The sequence below is a fragment of the Limosilactobacillus pontis DSM 8475 genome (genome assembly GCF_001435345.1).
Taxonomy (GTDB): Bacteria; Bacillota; Bacilli; order Lactobacillales; family Lactobacillaceae; genus Limosilactobacillus; species Limosilactobacillus pontis.
Map to the genome: position 1 here is coordinate 49,644 of NZ_AZGO01000037.1, position 23,494 is coordinate 73,137.

At 56.5% G+C, this 23,494-nt stretch carries 23 protein-coding genes; 9 read left to right on the plus strand and 14 right to left on the minus strand.

What is annotated here, in order from left to right; translation table 11 throughout:
* The 8 genes from FD34_RS02430 to FD34_RS02465 form a co-directional block, all read right to left on the minus strand.
* On the minus strand, positions 1 to 915 hold the full coding sequence (locus tag FD34_RS02430) for a metal ABC transporter solute-binding protein, Zn/Mn family (RefSeq protein ID WP_057806472.1): 915 nt from the start codon (positions 913 to 915) through the stop codon (positions 1 to 3).
* Positions 916 to 1,055: 140 nt separating this feature from the next.
* Entirely contained in the window at positions 1,056 to 1,907 is an 852-nt protein-coding gene (gene ispE, locus FD34_RS02435) for a 4-(cytidine 5'-diphospho)-2-C-methyl-D-erythritol kinase (protein ID WP_057806474.1), read from the minus strand.
* Between the two features lie 133 nt (positions 1,908 to 2,040).
* Positions 2,041 to 2,274: a Veg family protein gene (locus FD34_RS02440; protein WP_057806476.1), complete on the minus strand. Its 234-nt coding sequence runs from the start codon at positions 2,272 to 2,274 to the stop codon at positions 2,041 to 2,043.
* Between the two features lie 93 nt (positions 2,275 to 2,367).
* Positions 2,368 to 3,261, minus strand: a complete 894-nt coding sequence (gene rsmA / locus FD34_RS02445; RefSeq protein WP_057806478.1) for a 16S rRNA (adenine(1518)-N(6)/adenine(1519)-N(6))-dimethyltransferase RsmA — start codon at positions 3,259 to 3,261, stop codon at positions 2,368 to 2,370.
* Complete coding sequence (rnmV, locus tag FD34_RS02450) at positions 3,258 to 3,824, minus strand: ribonuclease M5 (RefSeq protein WP_057806480.1); 567 nt, start codon at positions 3,822 to 3,824, stop codon at positions 3,258 to 3,260. The genes rsmA and rnmV overlap by 4 nt, the downstream gene beginning before the upstream one ends.
* The gene (locus tag FD34_RS02455; protein WP_057806481.1) at positions 3,811 to 4,626 is read right to left on the minus strand and encodes a TatD family hydrolase; all 816 of its coding nucleotides are present in this window, start codon (positions 4,624 to 4,626) and stop codon (positions 3,811 to 3,813) included. Before FD34_RS02455 ends, rnmV begins: the two co-directional genes overlap by 14 nt.
* A gap of 8 nt (positions 4,627 to 4,634) precedes the next feature.
* On the minus strand, positions 4,635 to 6,665 hold the full coding sequence (metG, locus tag FD34_RS02460; RefSeq protein WP_057806483.1) for a methionine--tRNA ligase: 2,031 nt from the start codon (positions 6,663 to 6,665) through the stop codon (positions 4,635 to 4,637).
* A 77-nt stretch (positions 6,666 to 6,742) separates the two neighbouring features.
* Positions 6,743 to 7,591: a DUF72 domain-containing protein gene (locus FD34_RS02465; RefSeq protein WP_152936790.1), complete on the minus strand. Its 849-nt coding sequence runs from the start codon at positions 7,589 to 7,591 to the stop codon at positions 6,743 to 6,745.
* Between the two features lie 760 nt (positions 7,592 to 8,351).
* On the opposite strand from FD34_RS02465, the gene FD34_RS02470 reads away from it, so the two are divergent.
* From FD34_RS02470 to FD34_RS02495, 6 genes are read left to right on the plus strand one after another with little or no spacing between them, the layout of a single operon-like run.
* A complete protein-coding gene (locus FD34_RS02470; RefSeq protein ID WP_057806486.1) occupies positions 8,352 to 9,362 on the plus strand; it encodes a uroporphyrinogen decarboxylase family protein in 1,011 nt (336 codons plus the stop codon).
* Between the two features lie 13 nt (positions 9,363 to 9,375).
* Complete coding sequence (locus FD34_RS02475) at positions 9,376 to 10,119, plus strand: amino acid ABC transporter ATP-binding protein (RefSeq protein WP_057806488.1); 744 nt, start codon at positions 9,376 to 9,378, stop codon at positions 10,117 to 10,119.
* Between the two features lie 14 nt (positions 10,120 to 10,133).
* The gene (locus FD34_RS02480) at positions 10,134 to 10,805 is read left to right on the plus strand and encodes an amino acid ABC transporter permease (RefSeq protein ID WP_057806490.1); all 672 of its coding nucleotides are present in this window, start codon (positions 10,134 to 10,136) and stop codon (positions 10,803 to 10,805) included.
* A gap of 19 nt (positions 10,806 to 10,824) precedes the next feature.
* Entirely contained in the window at positions 10,825 to 11,523 is a 699-nt protein-coding gene (locus FD34_RS02485; RefSeq protein WP_057806492.1) for an amino acid ABC transporter permease, read from the plus strand.
* A 17-nt stretch (positions 11,524 to 11,540) separates the two neighbouring features.
* The gene (locus FD34_RS02490; RefSeq protein WP_057806494.1) at positions 11,541 to 12,404 is read left to right on the plus strand and encodes a transporter substrate-binding domain-containing protein; all 864 of its coding nucleotides are present in this window, start codon (positions 11,541 to 11,543) and stop codon (positions 12,402 to 12,404) included.
* A 14-nt stretch (positions 12,405 to 12,418) separates the two neighbouring features.
* Positions 12,419 to 13,258 (plus strand): transporter substrate-binding domain-containing protein, encoded by an 840-nt coding sequence (locus FD34_RS02495; RefSeq protein ID WP_057806496.1) that lies wholly within the window; start codon positions 12,419 to 12,421, stop codon positions 13,256 to 13,258.
* Between the two features lie 103 nt (positions 13,259 to 13,361).
* Here FD34_RS02495 and FD34_RS02500 read toward each other — a convergent pair whose 3' ends face one another.
* From FD34_RS02500 to trpS, 5 genes are all read right to left on the minus strand, one after another.
* Positions 13,362 to 14,060 carry an NAD-dependent protein deacylase gene (locus tag FD34_RS02500; RefSeq protein ID WP_057806498.1) on the minus strand — a complete coding sequence of 233 codons (699 nt, stop codon included), beginning with the start codon at positions 14,058 to 14,060 and terminating at the stop codon, positions 13,362 to 13,364.
* Positions 14,061 to 14,064: 4 nt separating this feature from the next.
* Positions 14,065 to 15,027, minus strand: a complete 963-nt coding sequence (locus FD34_RS02505; protein WP_057806500.1) for a hypothetical protein — start codon at positions 15,025 to 15,027, stop codon at positions 14,065 to 14,067.
* Complete coding sequence (locus FD34_RS02510) at positions 15,027 to 16,280, minus strand: hydroxymethylglutaryl-CoA reductase, degradative (RefSeq protein WP_057806502.1); 1,254 nt, start codon at positions 16,278 to 16,280, stop codon at positions 15,027 to 15,029. The genes FD34_RS02505 and FD34_RS02510 overlap by 1 nt, the downstream gene beginning before the upstream one ends.
* Positions 16,273 to 17,214 (minus strand): Ppx/GppA family phosphatase, encoded by a 942-nt coding sequence (locus FD34_RS02515; RefSeq protein ID WP_057806504.1) that lies wholly within the window; start codon positions 17,212 to 17,214, stop codon positions 16,273 to 16,275. Before FD34_RS02515 ends, FD34_RS02510 begins: the two co-directional genes overlap by 8 nt.
* Before the next feature lie 167 nt (positions 17,215 to 17,381).
* The gene (trpS, locus tag FD34_RS02520) at positions 17,382 to 18,404 is read right to left on the minus strand and encodes a tryptophan--tRNA ligase (RefSeq protein WP_057806506.1); all 1,023 of its coding nucleotides are present in this window, start codon (positions 18,402 to 18,404) and stop codon (positions 17,382 to 17,384) included.
* Positions 18,405 to 18,691: 287 nt separating this feature from the next.
* On the opposite strand from trpS, the gene FD34_RS02525 reads away from it, so the two are divergent.
* Genes FD34_RS02525 through FD34_RS02535 form a run of 3 tightly spaced genes read left to right on the plus strand, consistent with a single transcriptional unit; the run spans position 18,692 to position 21,007 of the window.
* A complete protein-coding gene (locus tag FD34_RS02525) occupies positions 18,692 to 20,209 on the plus strand; it encodes a Y-family DNA polymerase (protein ID WP_476737613.1) in 1,518 nt (505 codons plus the stop codon).
* Positions 20,206 to 20,655 carry a hypothetical protein gene (locus FD34_RS02530; RefSeq protein ID WP_057806510.1) on the plus strand — a complete coding sequence of 150 codons (450 nt, stop codon included), beginning with the start codon at positions 20,206 to 20,208 and terminating at the stop codon, positions 20,653 to 20,655. Before FD34_RS02525 ends, FD34_RS02530 begins: the two co-directional genes overlap by 4 nt.
* Positions 20,645 to 21,007 (plus strand): hypothetical protein, encoded by a 363-nt coding sequence (locus FD34_RS02535; protein ID WP_057806512.1) that lies wholly within the window; start codon positions 20,645 to 20,647, stop codon positions 21,005 to 21,007. Before FD34_RS02530 ends, FD34_RS02535 begins: the two co-directional genes overlap by 11 nt.
* A gap of 195 nt (positions 21,008 to 21,202) precedes the next feature.
* Here FD34_RS02535 and FD34_RS02540 read toward each other — a convergent pair whose 3' ends face one another.
* On the minus strand, positions 21,203 to 23,422 hold the full coding sequence (locus tag FD34_RS02540) for an alpha-galactosidase (RefSeq protein ID WP_057806513.1): 2,220 nt from the start codon (positions 23,420 to 23,422) through the stop codon (positions 21,203 to 21,205).
* Positions 23,423 to 23,494: the final 72 nt, after the last annotated feature.

Sequence of the window (23,494 nt, forward strand, 5' to 3'; positions counted from 1 at the left end):
CTATTCTCCTTCCTGCTGTATCCGCGCCAGTTGCCGATACTGTTTTGTCATCCACTGGACATAGCTGACGCCGTTAGGCTTGGTCTCAGTCACCTTCAGGACGGGGACCCCGTGTTCATGTGCCAGGTGAACCAGGTTGTCGATTACCCGGTCGCTGGCCTGACTGTTCTCGACAAAGAAGGCGATCCGGTGGTTAACAATCGCCCGCTGGAGCTCCTGAATATCCTGAGGTGACGGATCGTTACCATCCTCGATAGCCTTTTCAAAGTGGGGGTCGATCACCTGGTAGCCCAGCGATTCAAGGGCATAATCGGCAACCGGTTCGCTGACCGCCACGGCCCGCTTAGCACCCACATGAGCCTTAACCTTAGCGATTTCATGATTGAGCGGTGCCAATGACCGGTGGTACTGCTGGGCACGGCGCCGGTAGTAGGCCCGGTGCTCAGGGTCAATTTTCCCGTAGCGCTCCGCCAGTGTATTGGCTAGCCGTCCCATCGTCTGTGGATCATACCAGACATGCTCATTGGCCCCGGGACACTTGCCGGCAACCTCCTGACCGACGTCAACCACCGCGTCGTGCTGTCCCCCCGCTGACTGGGTCAGCTTGGTCAGCCAGTGGTCATAGCCAAGGCCGTTTTGAATCACCACGTTAGCCTGGGCCATCCTCTGAGCCTGCTTGGTCCCCGGTTGATAGTCGTGTGGGTCTATCGAGGCGTTGTTGATTAACGCCGTCACCTGACCATACTTCCCGGCCACTTCTTGGGCCACCTCACCATAAAAGTCCAGGCTGGTGATCACCCGAATCGGCCGTCTTTCCCGGTGAATGTTTCGCCACGGAACAAGGGACAAACCCAGAATCACCAGCAGGGCCACAATCAAGCCGCTAACCCCCAGCCAATACTTCTTTCTTCCCATAAAATTTCACCCTTCTCTCAAAGCAAATAGTAATCGCTACTATTTACAACATGAATCATCTTACCGAAAATCGCGCCACAGTGCAAGCCCCAATCAAAAAAGGTTGGTGCCTACCGCATGGGGTTCCAACCTTCAATTATCTATAACAGGGTCACGACATGGACATCCCGGCAGAAACCGCGAATGCTATTTTGGATTCGCCGCGCCCGCGATTCCGTGTGACAGATGGCAAACACCGTCGGCCCGGTCCCACTCATCTGGGCCACGTCTGCGCCAAGGCTAACCATCTTATCCTTCAGGCGGCGGATTTCCGGGTGGCTCCGCATCGTCACTGGTTCTAAGACGTTGCCCATGTACTTGACGGCGTTCTGCCAGTCCTGATCCTTCAAGCAGGCGATCAGGCGGTCGTTATCCAGGTGATCCAGCTGCTCGTAGTTGATCTGGCGAAGAATCTGCGGAGTGGAGACACTGGTCTGCTGCTTTGCGATCACCACCCAGTAGTGGGGATGAGCCGGCAGTAGTTCGATCTGCTCACCATGGCCGGTCACGTGGGCTAACTGACTATAGACGCAGTAAGGGACGTCCGAGTCGATCGTCAGGGCTACCTTGGCCAACTCTTGCTTGCTGAGGCCGAGCCGCCAAATTCGATTCAAGGCCCGCAAGACTGCTGCCGCGTCGGATGAACCACCGCCGAGTCCCGCTGCCACGGGAATATTCTTCTTAATTCGAATGGTCACGCCCTCCCGCCGGTGAAAGCGGCTCCGCAGGATGTGGGCCGCCTGATAGGCCAGGTTGCGCTGGTCATTGGGTAGAAAGCCACTATCAGTGTAAACCTTGATCGCCGCGGGCCGAGGATGCGTCTCCACGGTGACGTAATCGGCCAGGTCTGCTGAGGTCATCACCATATCCCAGCGCGGTGACCCATCGAAATACCGCATCGGGGTATCCAGGCTCAGGTTAAGTTTTGCCGGGGCCTTCTCTGTAACAAGCATCGTGAACAGCACTCCTTCCCGTAAAAGATTTTATTTTGATTATACTAATGGTGCCGCGGTGCTGACAAGTACTACGGGCCCCGACGGCTAACAAAAAATCCGTACCAAAAAGCGCGTTTGGTACGGACTAATCTTATTCAAAAGCAAGCGAAACGTTGTGTGTTAATAAATCGGTGTACGTGTATGAGACCCGTTGCAGGTCGTCCTCACTACTATTCAGGTGAACGATAAAAATTGCTGGGTAGGTTTTAGCGAGTGTCCCGTGAAGGGTGTTCACCCGCTTACGACCAGCCTGAACCTTTACAATTACCTTCTGGCCAATTCGGGCATTCAGCAATTCTTTGATTTCAGCAATACTGTTTGGCATCGACTTTCACCTCACTGTATTGAACATTATACCGGATTCATGTGTAAAATTCAATATTTTATCATACAGTGGCTAGTGGGTCAAGGTCGGATCTCACAAAAGCTTCGCCGCATGGAGGGCGTTGGCCAGCTCAATGAACTGGGCAAACGATAGCCGTTCGGGCCGAAGCTGGGGTGAAATCTGTAGGTCATCCAGGATTGCAGCTAGCCGGTCCTTAGTCGTTTTATCTTTGCCAACGACACCCTGGAGGTTGTTCCAGAGGCTCTTGCGCCGGTGAGCGAAACACCCCCGGATGAAGCCAAAGAGTTTCTGTTTATCAAACGGCTGGACGGCCAGGGGCTGTTGACGCGGGGTCAAAACGACGATGGCCGAGTCAACGTTGGGAGACGGCACAAAGACTTTCCGGGAGACTTCAAAGGCAATCTTGGCATCCATCTGGTACTCGATTGCTAAGGTCAGCGCCCCATATTGCTTGGTCCCCGGCTTAGCAGTCAGTCGCTGGGCAACCTCCTTCTGCATCATGACGCAGATAGCTGCCCAATTGACCGGACTGGCTAACAGGTTCATCAGGATCGGGCTGGTGATGTAATATGGCAGGTTGGCCACCACCTTCACCGGCCTGGTCGGGTCACTGAACTGCTGCTGAATCAGCTCCGGCAGGTTAGCCGCTAGGACGTCCTGGTTGAGAACGGTCACGTTATCGTAGGGCGCCAGAACCTCTCCCAGCACCGGAATCAAGTCAGCGTCAATCTCTAAGGCCAGGACCTCCCCGGCCGCCTGGGCCAGCTGCTCCGTCAGGGCCCCGATCCCTGGACCAATCTCGATCACGTTGTCATTCTTGGTGATGTCTGCAGCGGCGACGATATTGTTTAAGACGTTCAGGTCCGTCAAGAAGTTTTGCCCAAAGCTCTTCTTGGTCCGGATCCCGTACTTCTCCATGATCGCCCTGGTCCGGGTACGACTACCGATTTCTGGTGACTGACTCATCCATTCTCCTCCTGCCTAATCTTTGTCATGGCCTGCGTAAATTGGGCAGGCGTGATCTGAAACATATTCAACCGGTGAACTAGCTGTTTTCCGTTACCGTAGCCAATTCCGAGGATGGCCCCCAGACGTTCCCGCCGGTGCCGGGCGTGGGAATTTCCCGTCAGGCCCGCCGCCTGCAGGTCACGAATCGTGAAGGGGTCCTCCGGTGGTTCACTCGTCTGAGTATAGAGGTGGGCCAGGGCGGCCTTGATAGTAGCCGGGGTGGCGTGCTCCACCCCCAGACTGCCGTGAGCCTCGTCTGGCACCCCCTGGTCACGGCGGATAAAGGCGTGCTTGACCCCCGGCACGGCGGCACTAATCATCTTGCGCAGCCGTTCTCCATTGAAGTCCGGATCGGTGAAGACGATCAGCCCCCGGCTAGCCTGGAGCTTCCTCAGCCGGGCCAAGTCAGCGTTTGATAGAGCCGACCCGTTGGTCTCGTAGGTGTCGGCATCAACGGCCTTATGAATCTGCTTAGTGTCATCCTTGCCTTCAACAACAATAACTTCTTTAATCTTGCTCATCTTGAACTCCATCCTTGAGAAATAACCGGGCGGCGTTGTGGTAAGTGTGGTAGGCCACCCGTTCCGCATCGACACCCTTCAACGCGGCGATCGCGTCGACCACAAACTTGGTGAAGGCTGGCTCATTCTGCTTCCCCCGATATGGTTTGGGGGTCAGGTAAGGAGCGTCGGTCTCCACCATCATCCGATCCAGTGGTGTTGCCAGGGCGGCGACGTGGACGTCAGTGGCGTTCTTGAAGCTGACCACCCCGCTGAAGGAGATCGCCATCCCCAACTCCATGAACTTATTCGCCCAGTCTGGACTGCCGTTGAAGCTGTGCATGACCCCGCCGAACTCGGCAAGGTGGGCATTCTTCAGGATCGCGTAGGTGTCTGCTAGGGCATCCCGACAGTGAATTGAGACGGGGAGACCTAGGTCGCGGGCCCACTGGAGCTGCCGTTCAAACAAGGCCCACTGTTGGTCATGGGGCGAATGCTGGTCATTGTAGTAGTCCAGGCCAATCTCGCCGACCCCCACCACCGTTGGATCACCCAACTGTGTCTTTAGGTGGTCCTCCTCGGCGGCGTTGAAGGTCGCCAGGTCCTCCGGGTGCCAGCCAACGATTGGGTGAAGGTTGGGGTAACGGTGTCCCAGATCAATTGCCCGGTCGTTTAACTGCCGGTTAGAACCAACAATGTTCATCGTTGTGACGCCGTAATGGTCGGCCCGGGCGATGAAGGCAGCCACATCATCATAGAAGGGGCCGTCGTTCAGGTGGGTGTGGGAGTCATAGACCTGACGCCAGCTTGCATGCTTACTCATTGATTACCTTATTCGACACTCATGCCCGGAACCAGGTCGTCAGGGGCGATGACCACCTTGACGTCCCCATCCTTCTCGGCGGAGAGCATCATCCCTTGGCTGAGCTCGCCCCGCATCTTCCGTGGCTTCAGGTTGGCCACGATGACGACGTTCTTGCCGACCAATACGGATGGGTCTGGGTACCACTTGGCAATTCCAGACAGGATCTGACGGCCTTCCGCGGTTCCGTCATCCATCTGGAACTTGAGCAGCTTGTCGGCCCCCTCAACGTGGTCGGCGGCTGTGATCTTGGTCACCTTCAGTTCCACCTTATCGAAGGCGTCGATCCGGATGGCCTTCTTACCGGTGCTTTCTTCTTCCTGCTTAGCGCTCGCCTGTACCTTTTGCTTTGCTTCTTCCATTGCTTTACGTCCCTTCTTCTTCTCGTTCGTTGTCATCTTACTCTTGATGAACTCGACCTCTTCCTTGACGTCCCGCCGTGGGAAGATCGGCGTCCCCTTCTTGACTACTTGAGCGGTAGCCGGGAAGTCATTGAATGCCAGACTTGTCAAGGCAATTGGTTCCTCAGACAGGCCAAGTTGCCGACAGATCTCCTTTGGCGCATCCGGCATTGCCGGTTGCAAGAGGGCGGCGATTACCCGTAGGCTCTTAGCCAAGTGGGTCATCACGTCGGAGAGCTCTGCCTTCTTGCTGTCGTCCTTAGCCAGTACCCACGGTTCGGTCTCGTCGATGTACTTGTTTGCCCGGGATACCAGCTTCCAGACCGCTGCCAGGGCGTCAGCAAAGTGGGTCTTATTCATCAGGTCCTTGTATTCATCGATCACGTCGGCCGCGGTCTGTTCTAGGTCGGCGTCATATGGTGTCGTCGCATCATTGTCAGCGACCAGCTTACCATCCTGGTACTTGTTAATCATGGCCACCGTCCGGTTCAGAAGGTTCCCCAGATCATTGGCCAGGTCGAAGTTGACCTTGTCGACAAAGTCTTCGGGACTGAAGACCCCATCGTTACCAAACGGCATTGCCCGCAATAGGTAGTAGCGAGTGGCATCGAGGCCGTAGCGGTCCACCAGGGTCTCTGGGTAGATCACGTTCCCCTTGGACTTGGACATCTTGCCGTCCTTCATCGTCAGCCAACCGTGACCGATGACGTGCTTAGGCAGGGGCAACCCCAGGGCATGGAGCATGATTGGCCAGTAGATGGTGTGGAAACGAACGATCTCCTTACCAACCATGTGAACATCAGCCGGCCAGAACTTCTTGAAGAGCTCGTCATTGTCACTGCCATAGCCGAGGGCGGTAATATAGTTGGACAGGGCGTCGATCCAGACATAGACCACGTGCTTCGGATCGTTTGGCACCTTGACCCCCCAGTTGAAGGAAGTCCGGGTAACGGCCAGGTCTTCCAGGCCCGGCTTTAAGAAGTTGTTGACCATCTCGTTCATCCTGGTGTGGGGCTCGATGAAGTCCGGGTGCTCCTTGTAGTAGTTCATCAGCCAGTCGGCGTACTTACTCATCTTGAAGAAGTAGGACTCTTCCTTGACCAGCTGAACCTCGTGGCCGGACGGGGCCTTCCCACCGATCACCTTACCGTTATCATCGCGGTAAACCTCAGCCAGCTGGCTTTCGGTGAAGTACTCCTCATCGTCTACGGAGTACCAGCCGGTGTATTCACCCTTGTAGATGTCACCCTGGTCGACAAACTTCTGGAAGATCTTCTGAACGGCCTTTTCGTGGTAATCGTCGGTCGTCCGAATGAACTTGTCGTTGGTGATCTTCAGCGTCTTCCAGAGCTTCTTGATGCTCGCTGCCATTTGGTCAACGTATTCCTGTGGCTGCATGCCGAGCTTATCCGCCTTCTGTTCGATCTTCAGGCCATGTTCATCGGTCCCAGTCAGGAAGAAAACATCATAGCCATTCAGTCGCTTGAAGCGTGCCTCCGCATCACAGGAAATTGTGGTGTAGGAGTTACCAATGTGGAGCTTACCAGATGGATAGTAAATTGGTGTTGTAATGTAATAAGTCGGTTTTTCAGTTGCCATATGAGGCCCCTCTCTCTAATGAATTTCTAAGATTAGTTTTACATTTTAGTATAGCATATTAGCCGCTCGTCGCCAGGCTAAAAGAGGTCAATCTGCTCGGGGGAACGCGGGGCCAGGTCGGTGAAGTGGACACCGAGTAGCCGTTGCAGCTGCAGGGCATTGGGCGCCGCGTCCTTGCCCGAGTTATTGTTAAAGATGACGCAGAGTTCGGCCGGCTGCGGGGCCAGCCCCCTGATCTGGTCACGAAAGGCCGCTAGCTCGTCGGCAGAGTACTTATACAGAGTGCGGGTCTTGCGCCAGCTCTTCCCCTGGTTGGTCCAACCCGCCGTGTTCTGACCGTGTAGGCGCATCATCACCAGGTCTAGATTGGTTGTCGCTAGGACAAAGGGCACCGAGGCAACAATCCCGTGCGGCTCATCGGCGGCCACCAGGGTGAAGTGGAGCTCCCGGCAGAAGGACAAGAACGATTTCAGTGTCCCCGGCCGGTACCAGGTTTGGTTACGCAGCTCGATGGCTACCGGCAACTTCCCCATCCAGAGGCGGACCAGACGGAGGTACTCGATGTCTTCGGGCGAGGCGTCAAAGTACGGTGGAAACTGGAAGAGAACCGTCTTCAACTGACCGGTCGCTACCAAGGGTGCCACGATCTGCTTATAACGGTGGAAGACCTGCTCGAGTTCCCCCTTCTCCTGGCCACGTTCGTGAAGGGTCATCCCCCGATGAGCCTTCACAATAAACTGGAACGACTCCGGAACCTGGGCCAGCCATTTCTGAATGGTGGCTATCTGCGGCAGCGCGTAAAAAAAGGTGTCCACTTCTACCGTGGGCAGGTGCTGGGCATATTCATTTAGGGTAACCGGACGCTCTTTATCGTTAATCAGGGCCGGGTGCTCGGTCCAGGTCGTCAAGCCGATGGTTATTTTCATCGTCATCCCTCCATCTTCGTTTCTATCCTAAGGGCCGCGTGATGACATTGCAATCAAAAAGCCACGCCGGCCGGTTTGCTTAGCGAATTCTTATTCACGGTAAAATAAATTTATATGCAGTCTTTGGAGGGTGACTCAGGGCCCAGGTGGTGGGTTTTATGCAACCGTCTCCAGTTTCCCACGCAAATTATACAAAATTTGGTTGAACAACGATGAGAGACTTTCTCAGACTGGCATTTTTGACTGTAAATGTCTTAGAAAACATGATATTTTACAGTTGAATAACAAAGAAAGGAGCGATCACAATGCTACTAAACACCAATGCAATTCGTAACGTAACACGTCACTTTAAGAAGGATGGCCACCCAAAGGGCTCAGTGGCATTGCCATTCAAGGTGGATGGTAAGGTCGTCTTCTTCGAATAATTTAACGCCCCCAGCTCCGCAATTCGCGGGGCTTTTTAATTTAGCTAACCAAAAATTAGTGAAAATAGGTTGACAGGCGTCAATCTATTAGTTTAGAATACGAGCAACAAGTTTGAAAGGAGCTGAGCCCATGTCACTGACCACCATTATGTCTGCTATTTGTTGTCAACCTTCAAGTACATTCGGACAAACTGACATGAGTTCAGCTGGCCGTCTTCTTTGAGGTTGACTTTTTTATATTCCTCATCGAGGATCCCGCATAAAATAGGTAAACGCCACCGATCATGTCACGTGATCGGTGGCGTTTTTGTATTCAAAAGAAAGAGTGATTATTTATGGTTTTGAATCGTGAAACTGTCCTGAAGGCCCTGCATAACGAGACCGTTGACCAAGTGCCAACCTCGTTTTGGCGTCACTTCGCCGATAACGAGTTTACCAATGCGGCCACCAACCCCAGCGTCTTAACCACCAACCTGACCGGCCACCGTAGCTACTACCAGGCCGTAGACGTTGACTTCGCTAAAACGATGCTCGACGGCTACTTCCCCTACCCGTTCCACGGGGTCAAGGATCCAAAAGACATGTCCGACCTCCACAACCTGCGGCCCATCGCAGACGACGACCCCTGGTTGACTGGGCAGGTGGCCCTGGCAAACCAGCAAAAGGAGATCGCCGGCGAGCGGCCAACCTTCGTCACCATGTTCTCCCCACTCTTCCTCCTGAAGTGGGCGTTGATCGAACACTATAAGGAACCCCTCCTGCTGGCCGACAAGCGCTTCGCCGATATGTATGAAGCAGACCCCCAGCTGATCCTCCACGTCCTGAAGGTCCTCGGTGACGACCAAAAGAAGGTTGCCCGGGCCCTGATGACAGCTTCCAACATCGACGGTATCTACTACAGCACCCAGGAAATCCAGGATCCGCGCACCCAGACGTCGAAGTTCTTCGAAGAGGTGATGGAACCGGTCGACATCGACGTCCAGAACACCATCAACGCCGTCTCCCCGCTCAACATCCTGCACATCTGCGGCTTTGACGGGGCCGACAACCACCTGGACTGGTTTGTCAACTACCCCCTCCAGGTAATCAACTGGGCCACCGAGACCGATGGCTATACCCTGGCAGAGGGTAAGAAACTCTTCGGCGACCGACCGGTGATGGGAGGCTTTGATAACAGCACTAAGGGGGTCCTGTACCGCGGCAATAAACAGCAGATCCAGGACAAGGTCCACGCCCTGATCGCCGAAGCCGGTAAGCAGGGGGTCCTACTCGGTGCCGATTGCACGGTGCCACGGGATATCGACTACGACCACCTGCGCTGGGCGATTGAAGCAGCACACGACTAGAGGAGGAATCATCTTGCTACTAACCGTTAACGACTTACACAAATCATTCAATGGACGGGAGATCCTGAAGGGGATTGACTTCCAGATCGACAAGGGCGAGATCGTTGTCATGATCGGCCCGTCCGGTTCCGGGAAGACAACCTTCCTGCGTAACCTCAACTTCCTGGAGCACGCCGATCAGGGACAGATGGACTTCGCCGGTCACCAGATCGACCTGGCCAAGCCAGACAAGAAGGAGGGTCAATGGGTCCGGCGCCACTCCGCAATGGTCTTTCAAAACTACAGCCTCTTCAAGAATAAGACGGCCCTGCAAAACATCACTGAGGGCCTGATCTACGCCCAGGGGATGGCCAAGGACAAGGCCGAAGCCATCGCCAAACATGAATTGGCCAGTCTGGGGCTCAGTCAGGAGGCCCAACTCTACCCCGCCCAGCTGTCCGGTGGGCAGCAGCAGCGAATCGGGATCGCCCGGGCGACGGTCCTAAACCCAGAGATCATCCTCTTCGACGAGCCAACCTCCGCCCTCGACCCTGAACTGGTCGGATCGGTCCTCGGTGACATGCGCAAGCTGGCGGAGGCGGGGCAGACGATGATCATCGTCACCCACCAGCTCGGCTTTGCCCGTCAGGCGGCCGACCGGATTGTCTTCTTCGATGAAGGAAAGGTCATCGAGGAAGGTGCCCCACAGGCAATGTTCGACCACCCGCAGAATAAACGGACGGCCCAGTTTCTCACCGCCCTCAACGACGCCAACTAAGGAGGTAGTGACCAATGAACAACGCTAAGATTCTCGGCGTCATCCTCCGTGGCCTTCCCAACACCCTCTACCTCCTGGTCCTGTCCTTTGTCTTTGCGACCATTCTGGGGATCTTCCTCGCCTGGCTAGACCTCCGGCAAAACCGGGTCGCCCGGGGCGTGGCCCACGTCTACCTCGGCCTGATCCGGGGGACCCCACCACTCTTGATGTTGCTTTTGGCCTACTACGGGCTGCCGGTTCTCCTGAAGGGCATCGGCATCAACATCGACGGCTGGACCAAGCTAACCTTCGGGGTATTCGGCCTGTCCTTGGGCTGGAGCGCCTACCTGTCTGAGGCCTTCCGGAGCGCCTACCTGTCCGTGGACCCCGGCCAGCTGGAGGCCGCCCGGTCGATCGGCCTGCCGGATCGGACCACCTTCTGGCAGATTTTGATCCCCCAGGCCACAATGATCGCCCTACCGAACATCGAGAACCTGGTGATTGGCCTGTTCAAGGCCACCTCCCTGGTCTATGTGCTCGGCCTCTACGACCTCTACAATGAGGCTTCCAACCTGTCCAACCAGACGGCAGGAATCCACCAGCTCCGGATCTTCATCCTGCTGGCCCTCACCTACTGGGTCATCGTCCTGATCATTGAGGGGCTCTTTCGCTTGATCAGGAACCGCTTCGCCGCCATTCGTGCCTAACTGAAAGGAGGAACGCAACTTGTTCGATTTAAACTTTGCCCGCGCGTCGTTCGGCCAGATCCTGGCAGCCGCCCCGCTTACCCTCCTGGTTGCGGTGGTGGCCACCCTGGTCGGGTTGATCCTGGCAATTCTCGTCGCCATCGCCCGGGAGAAGAAGATTCCGGTCCTCGCCCAGGTTCTAGCCGTCCTGGTCTCGTTTATCCGGGGAACCCCGATCCTGGTCCAACTCTACGTGGTTTACTACGGGCTGCCCCAACTCCTGGTCCTGATGCGCAGCTGGGGCTGGAACACTAACCCAGATGGTCTCCCCGCCATCGTTATCGCCTTTTCCGCCTACGGACTGAACGCAATGGCTAACCTCTCGGAGAGCATCCGATCAGCCTACCATTCGGTGGACCCCCGCCAATACGAGGCTGGGATCGCGGTCGGCATGCCCCCCTTTAAGACCATGACCCAGATCGTGGTCCCGCAGCTGATCACCAACCTGATCCCCAACTTCACCAACATCTTCCTCGACCTGATTAAGGATACCGCCCTGATCTACAACATCGGCCTGGTAGAGATCATGGGCCAGGCCAACATCGTCTCTTCGATCGGTTTCAAGTACCTGGAGACCTACACCGACGCCCTGGTCATCTACATCGTCATCTGCTGGATCTTCGCCAAGATCTTCCAGCTGATTGAGAGCCAGCTCCGTCGTCGTTACGTCCCGAACTAAAGAAAGAAGAATTGATTATGAAGATAAGTAAACTCATCACGACTCTGTCCGTCCTCGGCCTGGCTGCCGGGACCCTCTTAGCCCCAGTCACAGCACACGCCGCCAAGGAAACCACCGTCAACGTCGCCGCCCCCAATGGCAACCCCGAGTTCATCGTCAATACCGACCACGGCCCCGAAGGTTACTACGGAGAACTGATCAAGCGGATTGACCACGACCTGCCTCAATATAAGTTCAAGACGACCTTTACCTCCCAGAACGCCGTCTTCTCCGGTCTCCAGTCGGGCAAGTATGACGTTGCCCTGAACAACTCCTGGTACAACGCATCCCGGTTTAAGAACTACTATCACACCCGGGCCACCAGTCTGGATGACGTCCGGATCATCTACCGGAAGAACAGTCCCCAGGCCAAGTACTTGAAGAACGCCACCTCACTGAAGCCGGTCGCCGAACACAAGCTCTCGATGGTACCACTGGCCACCGACGACGCTCTCTACTCCGTCGTCAAGACCTACAATGATACCCACAGTCCCAAGGTTGACCTAAAGCCGTTCGGTGACCAGTCAACGGCCGACGCCCTCGGCCAAGTCGCCTCGGGCAAGTACGACGTCACCATGTACCCCTACGCTGCCTTCCGTGAGGTCCAAAACACCAAGGACGGCAAGAAGTTGGCGGTTTCTAAGTCAATTTACCTCAAGAGTGCCTACCTCCTGGTCCACAAGAGTCCACAGAATAAGAAGCTGACCGCAGCCCTGAACAAGGAGATTGACCACCTCTACCGTGACGGCTACCTCGAGCACCTGACCAAGAAGTACATCCACGAGAACACCTTCGCCTTCCCAAATGCCAAGAAAGCCTATAACGCAGAATTCAACAAGTAAAGGAGTCTTTAATCATGCAATTATCCCATTTTATTAGCCGGGCCGCCCTGGCTGGTCTGACCATCCTCGGTCTCTTCACTGCCGCCGGGTCCGCATCTGCTGCCACCACCGTCACCGTCGCTGCCCCGAACGGCAATTTCCCCTATATCATCAACACCGACCACGGGGCCGGCGGTTACTACGGCGCGTTGATCAAGAAGATTGACCGCGACCTACCGCAATACAAGTTTAAGACGACCTTTACCTCCCAGAACGCGGTCTTCGCCGGCCTCCAATCCGGGAAGTACGACGTCGCCATGTCCAACTTCTGGTACAACAAGCAACGGTTCAACAACTACTACCACACCCGGGCAAACGGCCTCGATGACCTCCGCCTGGTCGAGCGCAAAAACGGCAAGCATGCCAACTCTCTGGCCGAGGTGGCCAAGAAGAAGCTGACCGTGGTTCCCGTTTCAACCAGTGACGCCCGCTATAGCCTGCTTGAGAATTACAACCAGCAACACCCCAACAACAAGCTCAACCTCAAGGGGATCGGTGACCAGACGACCGGGGATGCCCTCAAGCAGGTCGCATCCGGGAAGTACGATGTCGCCGTCTACCCGTACGCCGCCTACAAGTCCGTCCAGACGACCGCGGCTGGCAAGAACCTGACCGCCTCCAAGTCGATCGGCCTAGAGAGCTCCTACTTCCTCCTTCACAAGAGTCCGGCCAACAAGAAGCTAACGGCGGCCATGAACAAGGAACTCAAGAAGCTCCACGACGATGGTTACCTGAAGAAACTGACCAAGAAGTACCTCTACGAAAACACCTTCAAGCTGCCGGGTGCCCAGAAGGAATTTAACGCCCATAACTAAAAATCACTAAACGTCCAAACGCCAAAGTTAATAAAGCATCCCAGCAGATATGAAAAATCGGGACATGAGCCTTCAACAGATTCATGTCCCGATTTTTATCATTTTAAACCCGCAGCTCGTCAAAGAACTTCGTCGCGTCAGTCTGGACCATCGTGAAATCGCACGGCAGGTGCAGCTCCTGCTGGTTGATCGCCAGGACCTGGGCATCCCGGTTCCGGTATTCGAGCAGGCCGGCAAAGGGGTAGACCTTCATCGAGGTGCCGACGATGACCACCAGGTCGGCCGCCTGCAGCGCCCGGACCGAGTTCATGATGTCATCCTGCTTGATTCCCTCATCGTAGAGGACGATGTCGGGCCGCAGGGGGCCGCCGTCCTTTTCGTGGAGCCGGCTCTTCAGGTAATCGGCCACCGGCACCGTCTCACCGCACTGCTCGCAGTAGACGTGGTAAAGGTTGCCGTGGAAGTCGATCAGGTGAGTCGCCCCCGCCTCCTCATAGAGGTTATCGATGTTCTGGGTGATCACCGTCGCCCGGTCCTGGTTAGTCAGGGCCGCCTGCTTTTGGTGAATCACGTTCGGCTTGGCATCCGGGAAGTAGAGGTTCTTCTTGCAGAATTCATAGAAACCTTCCGGGTCGCTGCTGAAGTAGCGGTGACTCAGGTAGTACTCGGCGTTCTTGTCCTGGGTATAGAGCCCGTTAGCCGAACGGAAGTCGGGAATCCCCGAAGCGGTCGATACCCCGGCCCCCGTCAGGAAGACGATCCGCTTGGCATCATCAAACATTTGCTGAATTTGCGCGTCCATGAGCTCACTTCCTTACAATATATGGCACGCTGTGTTCTTCCAGGAACTTCTTGACCGGCATGTCATAGACCCGCTTGAAGTACTCAGGGCTGTTGCCAGCCGGGGTTGCCAGGGTAAAGGAGTTCTGGCGGTCGCTGCGCCGTAAACCGACGTAGGCCCGCTTGGTCGTCCCCCGCTCCTTCATGTCGGAGTGGAAGATCTCGAAGACCTGCCGCATCTCGAGGCGGAGCTGGCGTTCACTCAGCACTGGGGAGACGGTCGTGTACTCGTTGTTGTGCAGGGCCGGCAGTCCCCATTCCTGCATCTGGGCGTCGAATAGTGAATAGATCTTGATGATCGTCCGCCGCATGTCAAATGGCGACTTGATCGGCTTAGCCGTAATCTGCTTGTAGATCTTCTGGGCCGCCTCCAGGGCTACCGGGTAGTTTTCCTCAAAACGGTCGGCAAACTTAGCGAAGTGATCACCATAGAAGACCAGGGCGTCAAGGCCCGTCAGCAGGCGCAGGGTCCGTTCGTCATCATCCTTCGCCCCCTCCTTGGTCAGGGTGTGCTCAACACCCCTCCAGTATTCCTCTTCGATCTGGTCATCGATCAGGCCGTGCTTGCGCTGTTCGGCGACCACGACCCGGTGAATAGCCACGTTGTAGAGGTCCGTAGACATGATCATCATCTGCTCATCGAGTTCCTTGTCACCAAGCGACAGCTGGAAGAAGATCTGGGGGAAGCCCTTGAGCAGCATTAATAGGTGGAGCAGTTCATGGGAGGCGGTGTAGTTCGGCGCCGTCAGGTCGGTCACAATGATGAAGAGGCCGCCGGGCAACGTCTTCTGGGTCGCCTGGTCGTGCCGGACGTAACCGGACTTCTTACCGTGGAACTGTACAAAGACCGTCCCTTCCGGATAGAGGGCGTTGACCTCATCCAGCAGGGCTTGGTTGGTCGCGTTTAACTTGATTTCTTCTTCGCTCATTATTTATCCTTTCTAATCTTGGCTAGTACCTGACGGGCCGTTTCCTGGTCAACGTGGCTCTGTTGGGCCAGCTGGGCCACGACCAGCGGGACCTCCGCTGGGGTAGCACCAACGCTGACCGCCAGTGACCGGTACTGGAGCTTCATGTGGCCCGCCTGGATCCCGGTCGTCGCCAGGGCCCGTAGCGCGGCCAGGTTTTGGGCTAGGCCGATGCTAGCAGTCACGGCTGCCAACTCTTCGGCCGTTTGGATCTTGCTGATCTGGTAATTAGCCTTGGTCAACGGGTTTAACCCGATCGAGCCACCGACCACTCCGACCGGTAGCGGTAGGGTCAACTCACCGTGGAGGTGCCCATCACGGACGGTCCAGGTGCTCAATCCCCGGTAGTGGCCGTCGCGGGTGGCGTAGGCATGGGCGCCGCTCTCGATGGCCCGCCAATCATTACCGCTGGCGATCATGACGGCATCAATTCCGTTCATGATCCCCTTGTTATGGGTGGCGGCACGGTAGGGATCAACCTGGGCAAGGTCACTGAGTTTGGCAATCCGTTCGGCCACCCGATCCCCGGGTAGCTGCTTGGTGGCCAGCTGGTTGAAATCGACGTCACAGCTAACCGTCTGTAGACTATTGGTCGCCAGGTTGCTGAGAATCGCCACCAGAACGTGGTAGCCCTGGGCACTCAGTTCACGGCCGACCGCCTCGGCCATCGTATTGACACTGTTGGCCCCCATTGCCTGACAGACATTGATTCCCAGGTCGACACTGACAAAGTCGCCGGGGGTCCGGACCGTCAGCGACTGGGCACCACCGCCCCGCCGCTGCATCGACGGGTGAGCCGCGTTGGCGAAAGCCAGCAGGTGGTCACGCTGGGCCGTCAGCTTGGCTACCGTCTCGGACACATCAGCGACGTCGGTCAGGACCACCTGGCCGACCAGCTCCCGGTGCTGATGGGGCGCCGTGAAGCCGCCAGAGGCCTGTACCCGTTTAGCGCCATTGCTGGCGGCGGCGATGACGGATGGTTCCTCGACCACCATCGGGACGACATACTCATGGCCGTTGACGGTCAGATTGAGCCCGACCCCCTCCGGCAGGCCATAGTCGGTCAGGTAGTTTTCTACCAGCTCGTTACCCAGGGCACTCGCGTGATCAGCTAACAGGGCGGTCACCGACTGGGGCAGGTGTAATCCCTGGGCCAGCCGCTGGCGCCGCATCTGGGGATCGACCTTGTAAAAGCCGTGTTGCCAATTACTCATTGTGGTCTCGCTTCCTTTGGTTGACGTATTCCGTGATGATTCCTTCCCGGACCCCACTCTCTGAGAAGATCACCCGACCGTCACTGTTGCGTTGGAGCAGGCTGACCAGGGGGAGCATTCCCCCGACAATGATGTCCGCCCGCTCCGGCTCCAAGCCGGGCATCCGCTTGCGCTGAGCCAGGTTGCGGTTCAACAGCTCCCGGTAGGTGGCAAAGACCACCCGGGAGGAGAGCTGGTAACCGTGGATCGATCGCTGGCACCGGTGACGATGGTGGTAGGACCAGGTCATCCGGGCCAGGGTCCGGTTGGCCCCGCCCAGGAGGACAATTGGCACCCGGGTTGCATACCGTAGCCAGGGAATCTTAGTTAGACGTTCGTTCATCGCTACCTGAGCCCGGAACAGGTCAGCTGAACGGACGTAGCCGTTGAGGTGGAACTGCTCCGACAACGTGACAGCGCCGACCGGGATCGAAATTAGGTCCCGCGCCCGCCGCTGCTGGACCAGGACCAGTTCACAACTTGCACCACCGACATCCAGAATCAAACAGTGGTTCAACTTCATCGTCCGAATCACGCCTAAGTAGTCATAATAGGCTTCCTTCTTGCCCGAAAGGACCTGAAGACGGATTCCCACTTCCTTTTGGACCCGGTTGAGAAATTCCTGCCGGTTCTGGGCCTGACGTACCGCCGCCGTCGTAATCGCCCTTACCTGAATATGGGGCATGAACTCGTAGATCTGCTTGAAGCGCTTTAGGGCGGCAATGGTCCGGTTCATGGCGTCCTCTTGTAGCATCTTTTCGCGGCCCATCCCCTCGGACAGGCGGGTATTCTCCTTGACCCGCTTGATTTCGCGAAAACGGCCATCCGGGGCGATTTCGGTGATCGCCATCCGGGCCGAGTTAGAGCCGAGGTCAACAATCGCGAGGTTTTCCACTATTTTCACCTCCGCTTTTCATTTTATTTTTTCTTAGAAAACATCCTCTTTATGTTACCATGTTCCGCGCCGTGAAACACTAATAAGTGGCCCGCGGTAAGAAATTTTCTTTACATTAAAGGGCTGTCCCGGCAAATAAATACCGGAACAGCCCATAATCATTTTAATTAGTCAAAATAGTTGATCCCGATGGCGTCCCGGACCTCCTTTAGGGTTTGGTTAGCCACCCGGTTGGCCTTGGCGGAGCCCGCCGTCAGGACCTGATCGACGTAGTCCAAGTTAGCCGCGTATTCCTCACGCCGCTTGCGGATCGGCTCCAGGACGGCCTGGAGAACATCGTTTAAGTAGCGCTTGATCTTAACGTCACCGAGGCCCCCAGCTTGATACTGCTCCTTCAGCTCGGCCACGTGGTCCTTGTCCGGGTCAAAGATGTCCAGGTAGGTGAAGACCGTGTTACCCTCAACGTGGCCAGGATCACTGACCTTGATGTGGGTTGGGTCGGTGTACATGGACATGACCTTCTTTTGAATAGTGTCAGCATCGTCAGACAGGTAGATGCAGTTGCCCAGGGACTTACTCATCTTGGCGTTGCCGTCGAGGCCTGGAATCCGGCCCTCACCCTTTGGCGGGAAGACACCCTCTGGTTCTACCAGAATGTCTTGCTGGTAGATCCGGTTGAAGGTCCGAACGATCTCCCGGGTCTGTTCCAGCATCGGCTCCTGGTCATCACCAACCGGCACCGTATCGGCCTTGAAGGCGGTGATATCGGCCGCCTGGCTGACCGGGTAGATGAAGAAACCGGCCGGAACGCTCTCACCGAACTTCTTCTGCTTGATCTCGGTCTTAACGGTCGGGTTCCGCTTCAGGCGAGAAACCGTGACCAGGTTCAGGTAGTGCATCGTCAGTTCGCTCAGGGCCGGAATCTGGGACTGGACCAGGATCGTTGACTTCTTCGGGTCGATCCCGACGGCTAGGTAATCCAGGGCCACCTGGTGGAGACTGTGCCGGATCTTCTCCGGGTCGCGGGCGTTATCGGTCAGGGCCTGCTGGTCGGCGATCATGATGTAGGTATCGTACTTGCCGGTATTTTGTAGGGCCACCCGGTTCTTGAGGGAGCCAACGTAATGTCCGATGTGGAGCTTCCCTGTTGGCCGGTCACCAGTCAAAATTACGTGTTTCTTTTCCGTCATCGTTATTTCCTCCTTGAATTAAAAGCGCCCCATTAGCCATTGACTAATAGGACGCTTGCGCGCGGTGCCACCTAAATTGCAAATAAATTGCCACTTGAATTTGATTCTCGTTGAAATCCAGTTCGCACCCTGGGGACCTTTTCACCTGCCGTCCCTCGCTGAAACTCGTGCTACTTAATGTCTATATTCTAGCGACTTTCTCCATAAAAGGCAAGCCAGGATCACAAACACTTGTTCGACGACGGTTCGTCCGGTATAATGAAAACAGCGTTTCACGGAAAGGACGACTGACAATGGCAACCTACCTGGCAATTGATCTTAAATCATTCTACGCCTCCGCGGAGTGTGCTGACCTGGGCTATGACCCGCTCAACACCAACCTGGTAGTGGCAGATGCCAGCCGGACCAGCAAGACAATCTGCCTGGCCGTTTCTCCGGCCCTTAAGAAGTTCGGTCTACCCGGCCGGCCGCGATTATTTGAGGTCGAACAACGGGTGGCCGCACTCAACCGTCAACGGGCTCAGGAAGCTAGCGACCACCGCCTGGCCCCCTGGGGATCAATTTACCGCGACGAACTCCTCCGTTCCCCCAGCCTCAAGATCGAGTACAAGGTCGTCCCACCCCGAATGGCCTTCTACCTCCAACGCAGTGCCAAGGTCTACGAGATCTACCTCCGTTACCTGCCACCGGCCAAGATCCATCCCTACTCGATTGATGAGGTCATGATGGACGTCACCGACTACCTGGCCAGCCACCACACGACCGCACACGACCTCGCCAAAGAGATCATCCAGGTAATTCAGGCCGAGACCAGGATCACGGCAACCGCGGGAATTGGTGACAACCTCTACCTGGCCAAGATGGCCATGGATATCGTCGCCAAACGGATTCCGGCCGACCGCGACGGGGTCCGGATCGCTGAGATGGACGAGCAGAAATACCGCCACTACCTCTGGGCCCACCAGCCGATCACCGACTTCTGGCGGGTCGGCCGCGGCTATGCCAAGCGCCTAGCCAAGCTCGGTCTGCACACGATGGGTGACATTGCCCGCTGCTCCTTGGGTACCCTCTCCGAACCGCAGAACGAGGAGACCCTTTACCGGGAGTTTGGCAAGAACGCCGAGCTGCTGATCGACCACGCCTGGGGGCACGAGTCAGCAACCATCGACGATATCAAGCACTACCACTCCACCAACCACGGCCTCTATTCCAGCATCGTCCTCCCCCGCCCCTACACCTTCGCAGAGGGACGAATCGTTGTCCGGGAGATGGCCAATATGCTCTGCCTGCAGATGGTCAAGCGGGACCTGGTGGCTGACGAGTTTTCCCTAACCGCCAACTACGACGCCCAGAACCTGCAGGACGGACATGATTACCACGGCGCCGTCAGTAAGGACTTCTACGGCCGGGACGTCCCCCACCCCGACCACGCCAAAATCAGCTTCAAGGTCCCAACCGCCGCGCCCAGCGAGCTGGTCGACCACTTCCTTGCCGCCTACGACCAATCTTTCCACCACCAGCTCACCATCCGCCGGGTCACCGTCACCGCCAACCACCTAGTCAACCGCCAGCAGGCCCAGGAGCGGACCTATACCGAGCAGCTTGATCTTTTTGCCGACCCCGAGCAGGCGGTTCAGGCGGCCGAAAAACAACAAGCCCAGCGTGACCAGGACTATAAGCTGCAGAAACTGATTCTGAAGATGCAGCAGGGCTTTGGTAAGAACGCCATCATCCGGGCTGCGGACCTCAAGGACGGGGCCGTGGCCAAGAAACGCAACAAGGAGATTGGAGGGCATCAGGCATGACAGACAGGCAACAGTGGGCAGCCGAACAGGCCCAGTTCAATGACACCAGCCGTTACAATGACATCATGAATGTACCTCGCCACGTTTCCCGGGCCCACATAGCGATGACCAAGCAGGACCGGGCCGGTCAGTTTGCCCCCTTTGCGGCCCTCACCGGCTACCGGGAGTTGCTCGATCAGACGGCCCAGCGTTACGCTAACAAGCGTTACCCAACCGGGGAAGAGGTCCAGGCGGTCTTTGACTTCTTCCGTGAGCTACCGGTGGACGAGGCCGTAACGCTGAGTCTCACCTACTTTAACGGGGAGAGCGGCTACTATGATCACTACCGGGGTGCCTTATCCCGGGTCGACTGGGCTCAGCAGGTGGCTTACTTTACGGAAGGGCCCCGCATTCCCCTCCGCAATATCCGTGACGTCTCCCGGGAGGAGGATTCCCATGGCAACTGACAACGAGATTAGGGCAGCGATCAAGCAGGGTAACCAGGTCATCGCCGACTTCCAACAACACTCATCCGGTCGGCTCAACCTCTGGACATCAATCGTCACCCCCAGCCGCAACTACGTGATCACTATCGAGGCCCAGAAGCGGGTCGGCACCGGGATCACCACCGCAATCGTTGGTCACCTCTCCTTCGACCGGTACGATGACGACGACTACCTGCAGGTCCTGATGAGCCTGCAAAAGGAGTGGGATATCCCCGTCCTCTGTCATGCCTTCTCCCGGCGCCGCCTCGCTAACCTTCGTTCTCAGTATGGTAGCCGGATTATCCGCGACGACATCGTTCGCCGCTACAAGTAGGCAACCAAGGCGAACATTCAGGGTTAACGCTTGGTGGTTGTCACCTCCTTTGATTGTGGCAAAATGAGGTCGGCCTCGCCCTGGTCCCTGAGCAGACTTTCATAAGCCCACTCAAAAACGTATTCAAGCGATTTGCATAATGGATAAGAAAGGCCCAATCTGGCGCAAAACCAGCTTGGGCCTTTTACTATTCAATTAGGCTTCCTTGACCACGAACAGACGGCTGCTGGAGTCGGATGGATCCTTCTCCGGCTTGGTCCGGTCCATGATCCGCGGCACAAAGTAACCAGCGTGCATCAACTCGGCACCGGAGAACTTCTCCTGACCACCGTTAACCGTGTAAGTCTTTTCGGGGTCGAGACCAGCGAAGTAGACCCGGATGTAGGCCGGATTGGCACCGTTTAAGATCTGGAAGCGGGCGGCGATCGCCTCGCTCTGGTCATCGTTGACCACTTGCCAGCCGTAAACGTTGGCGTTGTTGGTGTCCGGGTTTTCCAGCCGGTAGAACTTACCGAACTGGAAGAGGTGCCGGTACTGTTTGTAGAAGGCCACCTGCTTCTTGATCGTTGCCAGTTGGTCTTCCGGCAGCTTGGTGATGTCCAGCTCATAGCCGAAGTCACCAAAGTAGGCCACCGTGGCCCGGGTATCAAGTGAGGTCAGCCGGCCAACCTGGTCGTTCGGCACGGCCGAGACGTGAGCACCCCACATCGACTGGGTGTAGCCGTACGAGGTCCCGTCCTGGATCTTGATCCGCTCAATGGCGTCGGTGTCATCACTGCACCAGGCCTGGGGAGCGTAGTACATCATCCCGAGGTCAAAACGGCCACCACCGGAGGCACAGGATTCAAACAGGACGTCCGGGAAGGCCTTAATCAGCCGGGCATATAGCTGGTAAACGCCGAGGATGTAGCGGTGGGCAAACTCCAGCTGGCGGTCAGCTGGCAGCCGGTCGCCGTACATCTCGGTGATGTTCCGGTTCATGTCCCACTTGATGTAGTCTAGCTTGGTCTTCTTGATGATGGCACTGATGTGGTCGAACAGGTAGTCAACCACCTCGGGCCGACTCATGTCGAGGACAAACTGGTTCCGGGCCGGGGTGCTCTGCCGTCCCGGCGTAGCGATCATCCAGTCCGGGTGATCCTCGTACAACTGGCTGTCAATCGAGATCATCTCGGGTTCAAACCAGAGGCCGAACTTCATTCCCTTGGCATGGACTGCATCCGCGAAGCCGTCAATCCCGTCAGCGAACTTCTTCTCGTCGACGAACCAGTCCCCGAGGCTGGACTTATCGTCGTCCCGGTGGCCAAACCAACCATCATCGAGGACGAACATCTCAATGCCAAGCTCGTGGGCCTTGTCGACGATTGGCATTAGCTTCTGCTCAGTAAAGTCCATGAAGGTGGCCTCCCAGTTATTGATCAGAATTGGCCGATCCTCATGGGCAAAGCGGGGGTTGACCAGGTGGTCCCGGTAGAAGGCCCCCATCTGTTGACTCAACTGGTTCAGCCCGGCGGTCGTGTAGGACATCACGGCTTCCGGCGTCTGGAAACTTTCACCGTCGTCCAGGTGCCAGGCAAACTCGTCCGGGTTAATCCCCACCAGAACCCGGGTGGTGTCAAACTGGTCGACCTCGACGGAATCGAGGAAGTTACCCGAGTAGATCAAGTTAAAGCCGATCGCGGCACCCTGGTTGTTGTCGGTGTGGGGCCGGGCCAGGATGAAGAACGGATTCTGCTGGTGGCTGGAGGCATCCCGCAGACTGCTGATGCTCTGGATACCGGAACGCAGGTGGGTTCGGATGAGGTGGCGTTCCCGTGCCCAGGACCCGGAGAATTGCAAGAGGTCGTAGTCACTGTCTGGCAGGTCCAGCTGAGTACTCAGGGCCCGGTTGAGGGTGACCGGCTCACCATGGTTAGTATAGGTGGCGCTGCGGACGATCACATCTTCCTTTTCAAAGATTGTGTAATGCAGGTCGAGCAATACGTTGGCCAGCTCATCCTTGAACTTGACGGTCAGGGTCTGGGCATCATCGCCCTGGTCATCGAAGCTGGATGGCAGGTCGGCGAGCCGCTGCTTGCCGTCCGTAATCTCATAGCCCTGGTAGACAAACTCCGAGGTCCGTGAGCCGTTCAGGTAGGTGATCTGATAAGCCGGATAGCGGTAGTCCCCCTTGCCCAGACCAGCATATTCCTGCTTGATCAACTCCAGCTGGAAATCCCCCTGCTCAACGGTCAAGGTGCTGGTGCAGTCGTGCTCCTCCCGGCTGGCCAGGTTGGCATAGTCAGTTTTGACCGGAATCCGTGGCCCGTAGTAGAGCTGACCGGCCGCCCCATTCTCTAAGATCTTAAAGATGTAGCTGGTCTTGGCCGTCTGCAGGTGAAAAAGCTGCTGTTCTTCGTTGACATGAATACTCATTTTCTAAGTCCCCCTTGATAAACAAAAAGACGCTGTAAAGCGCCTCTGATGGAAATAATTGTTCTAAATGGT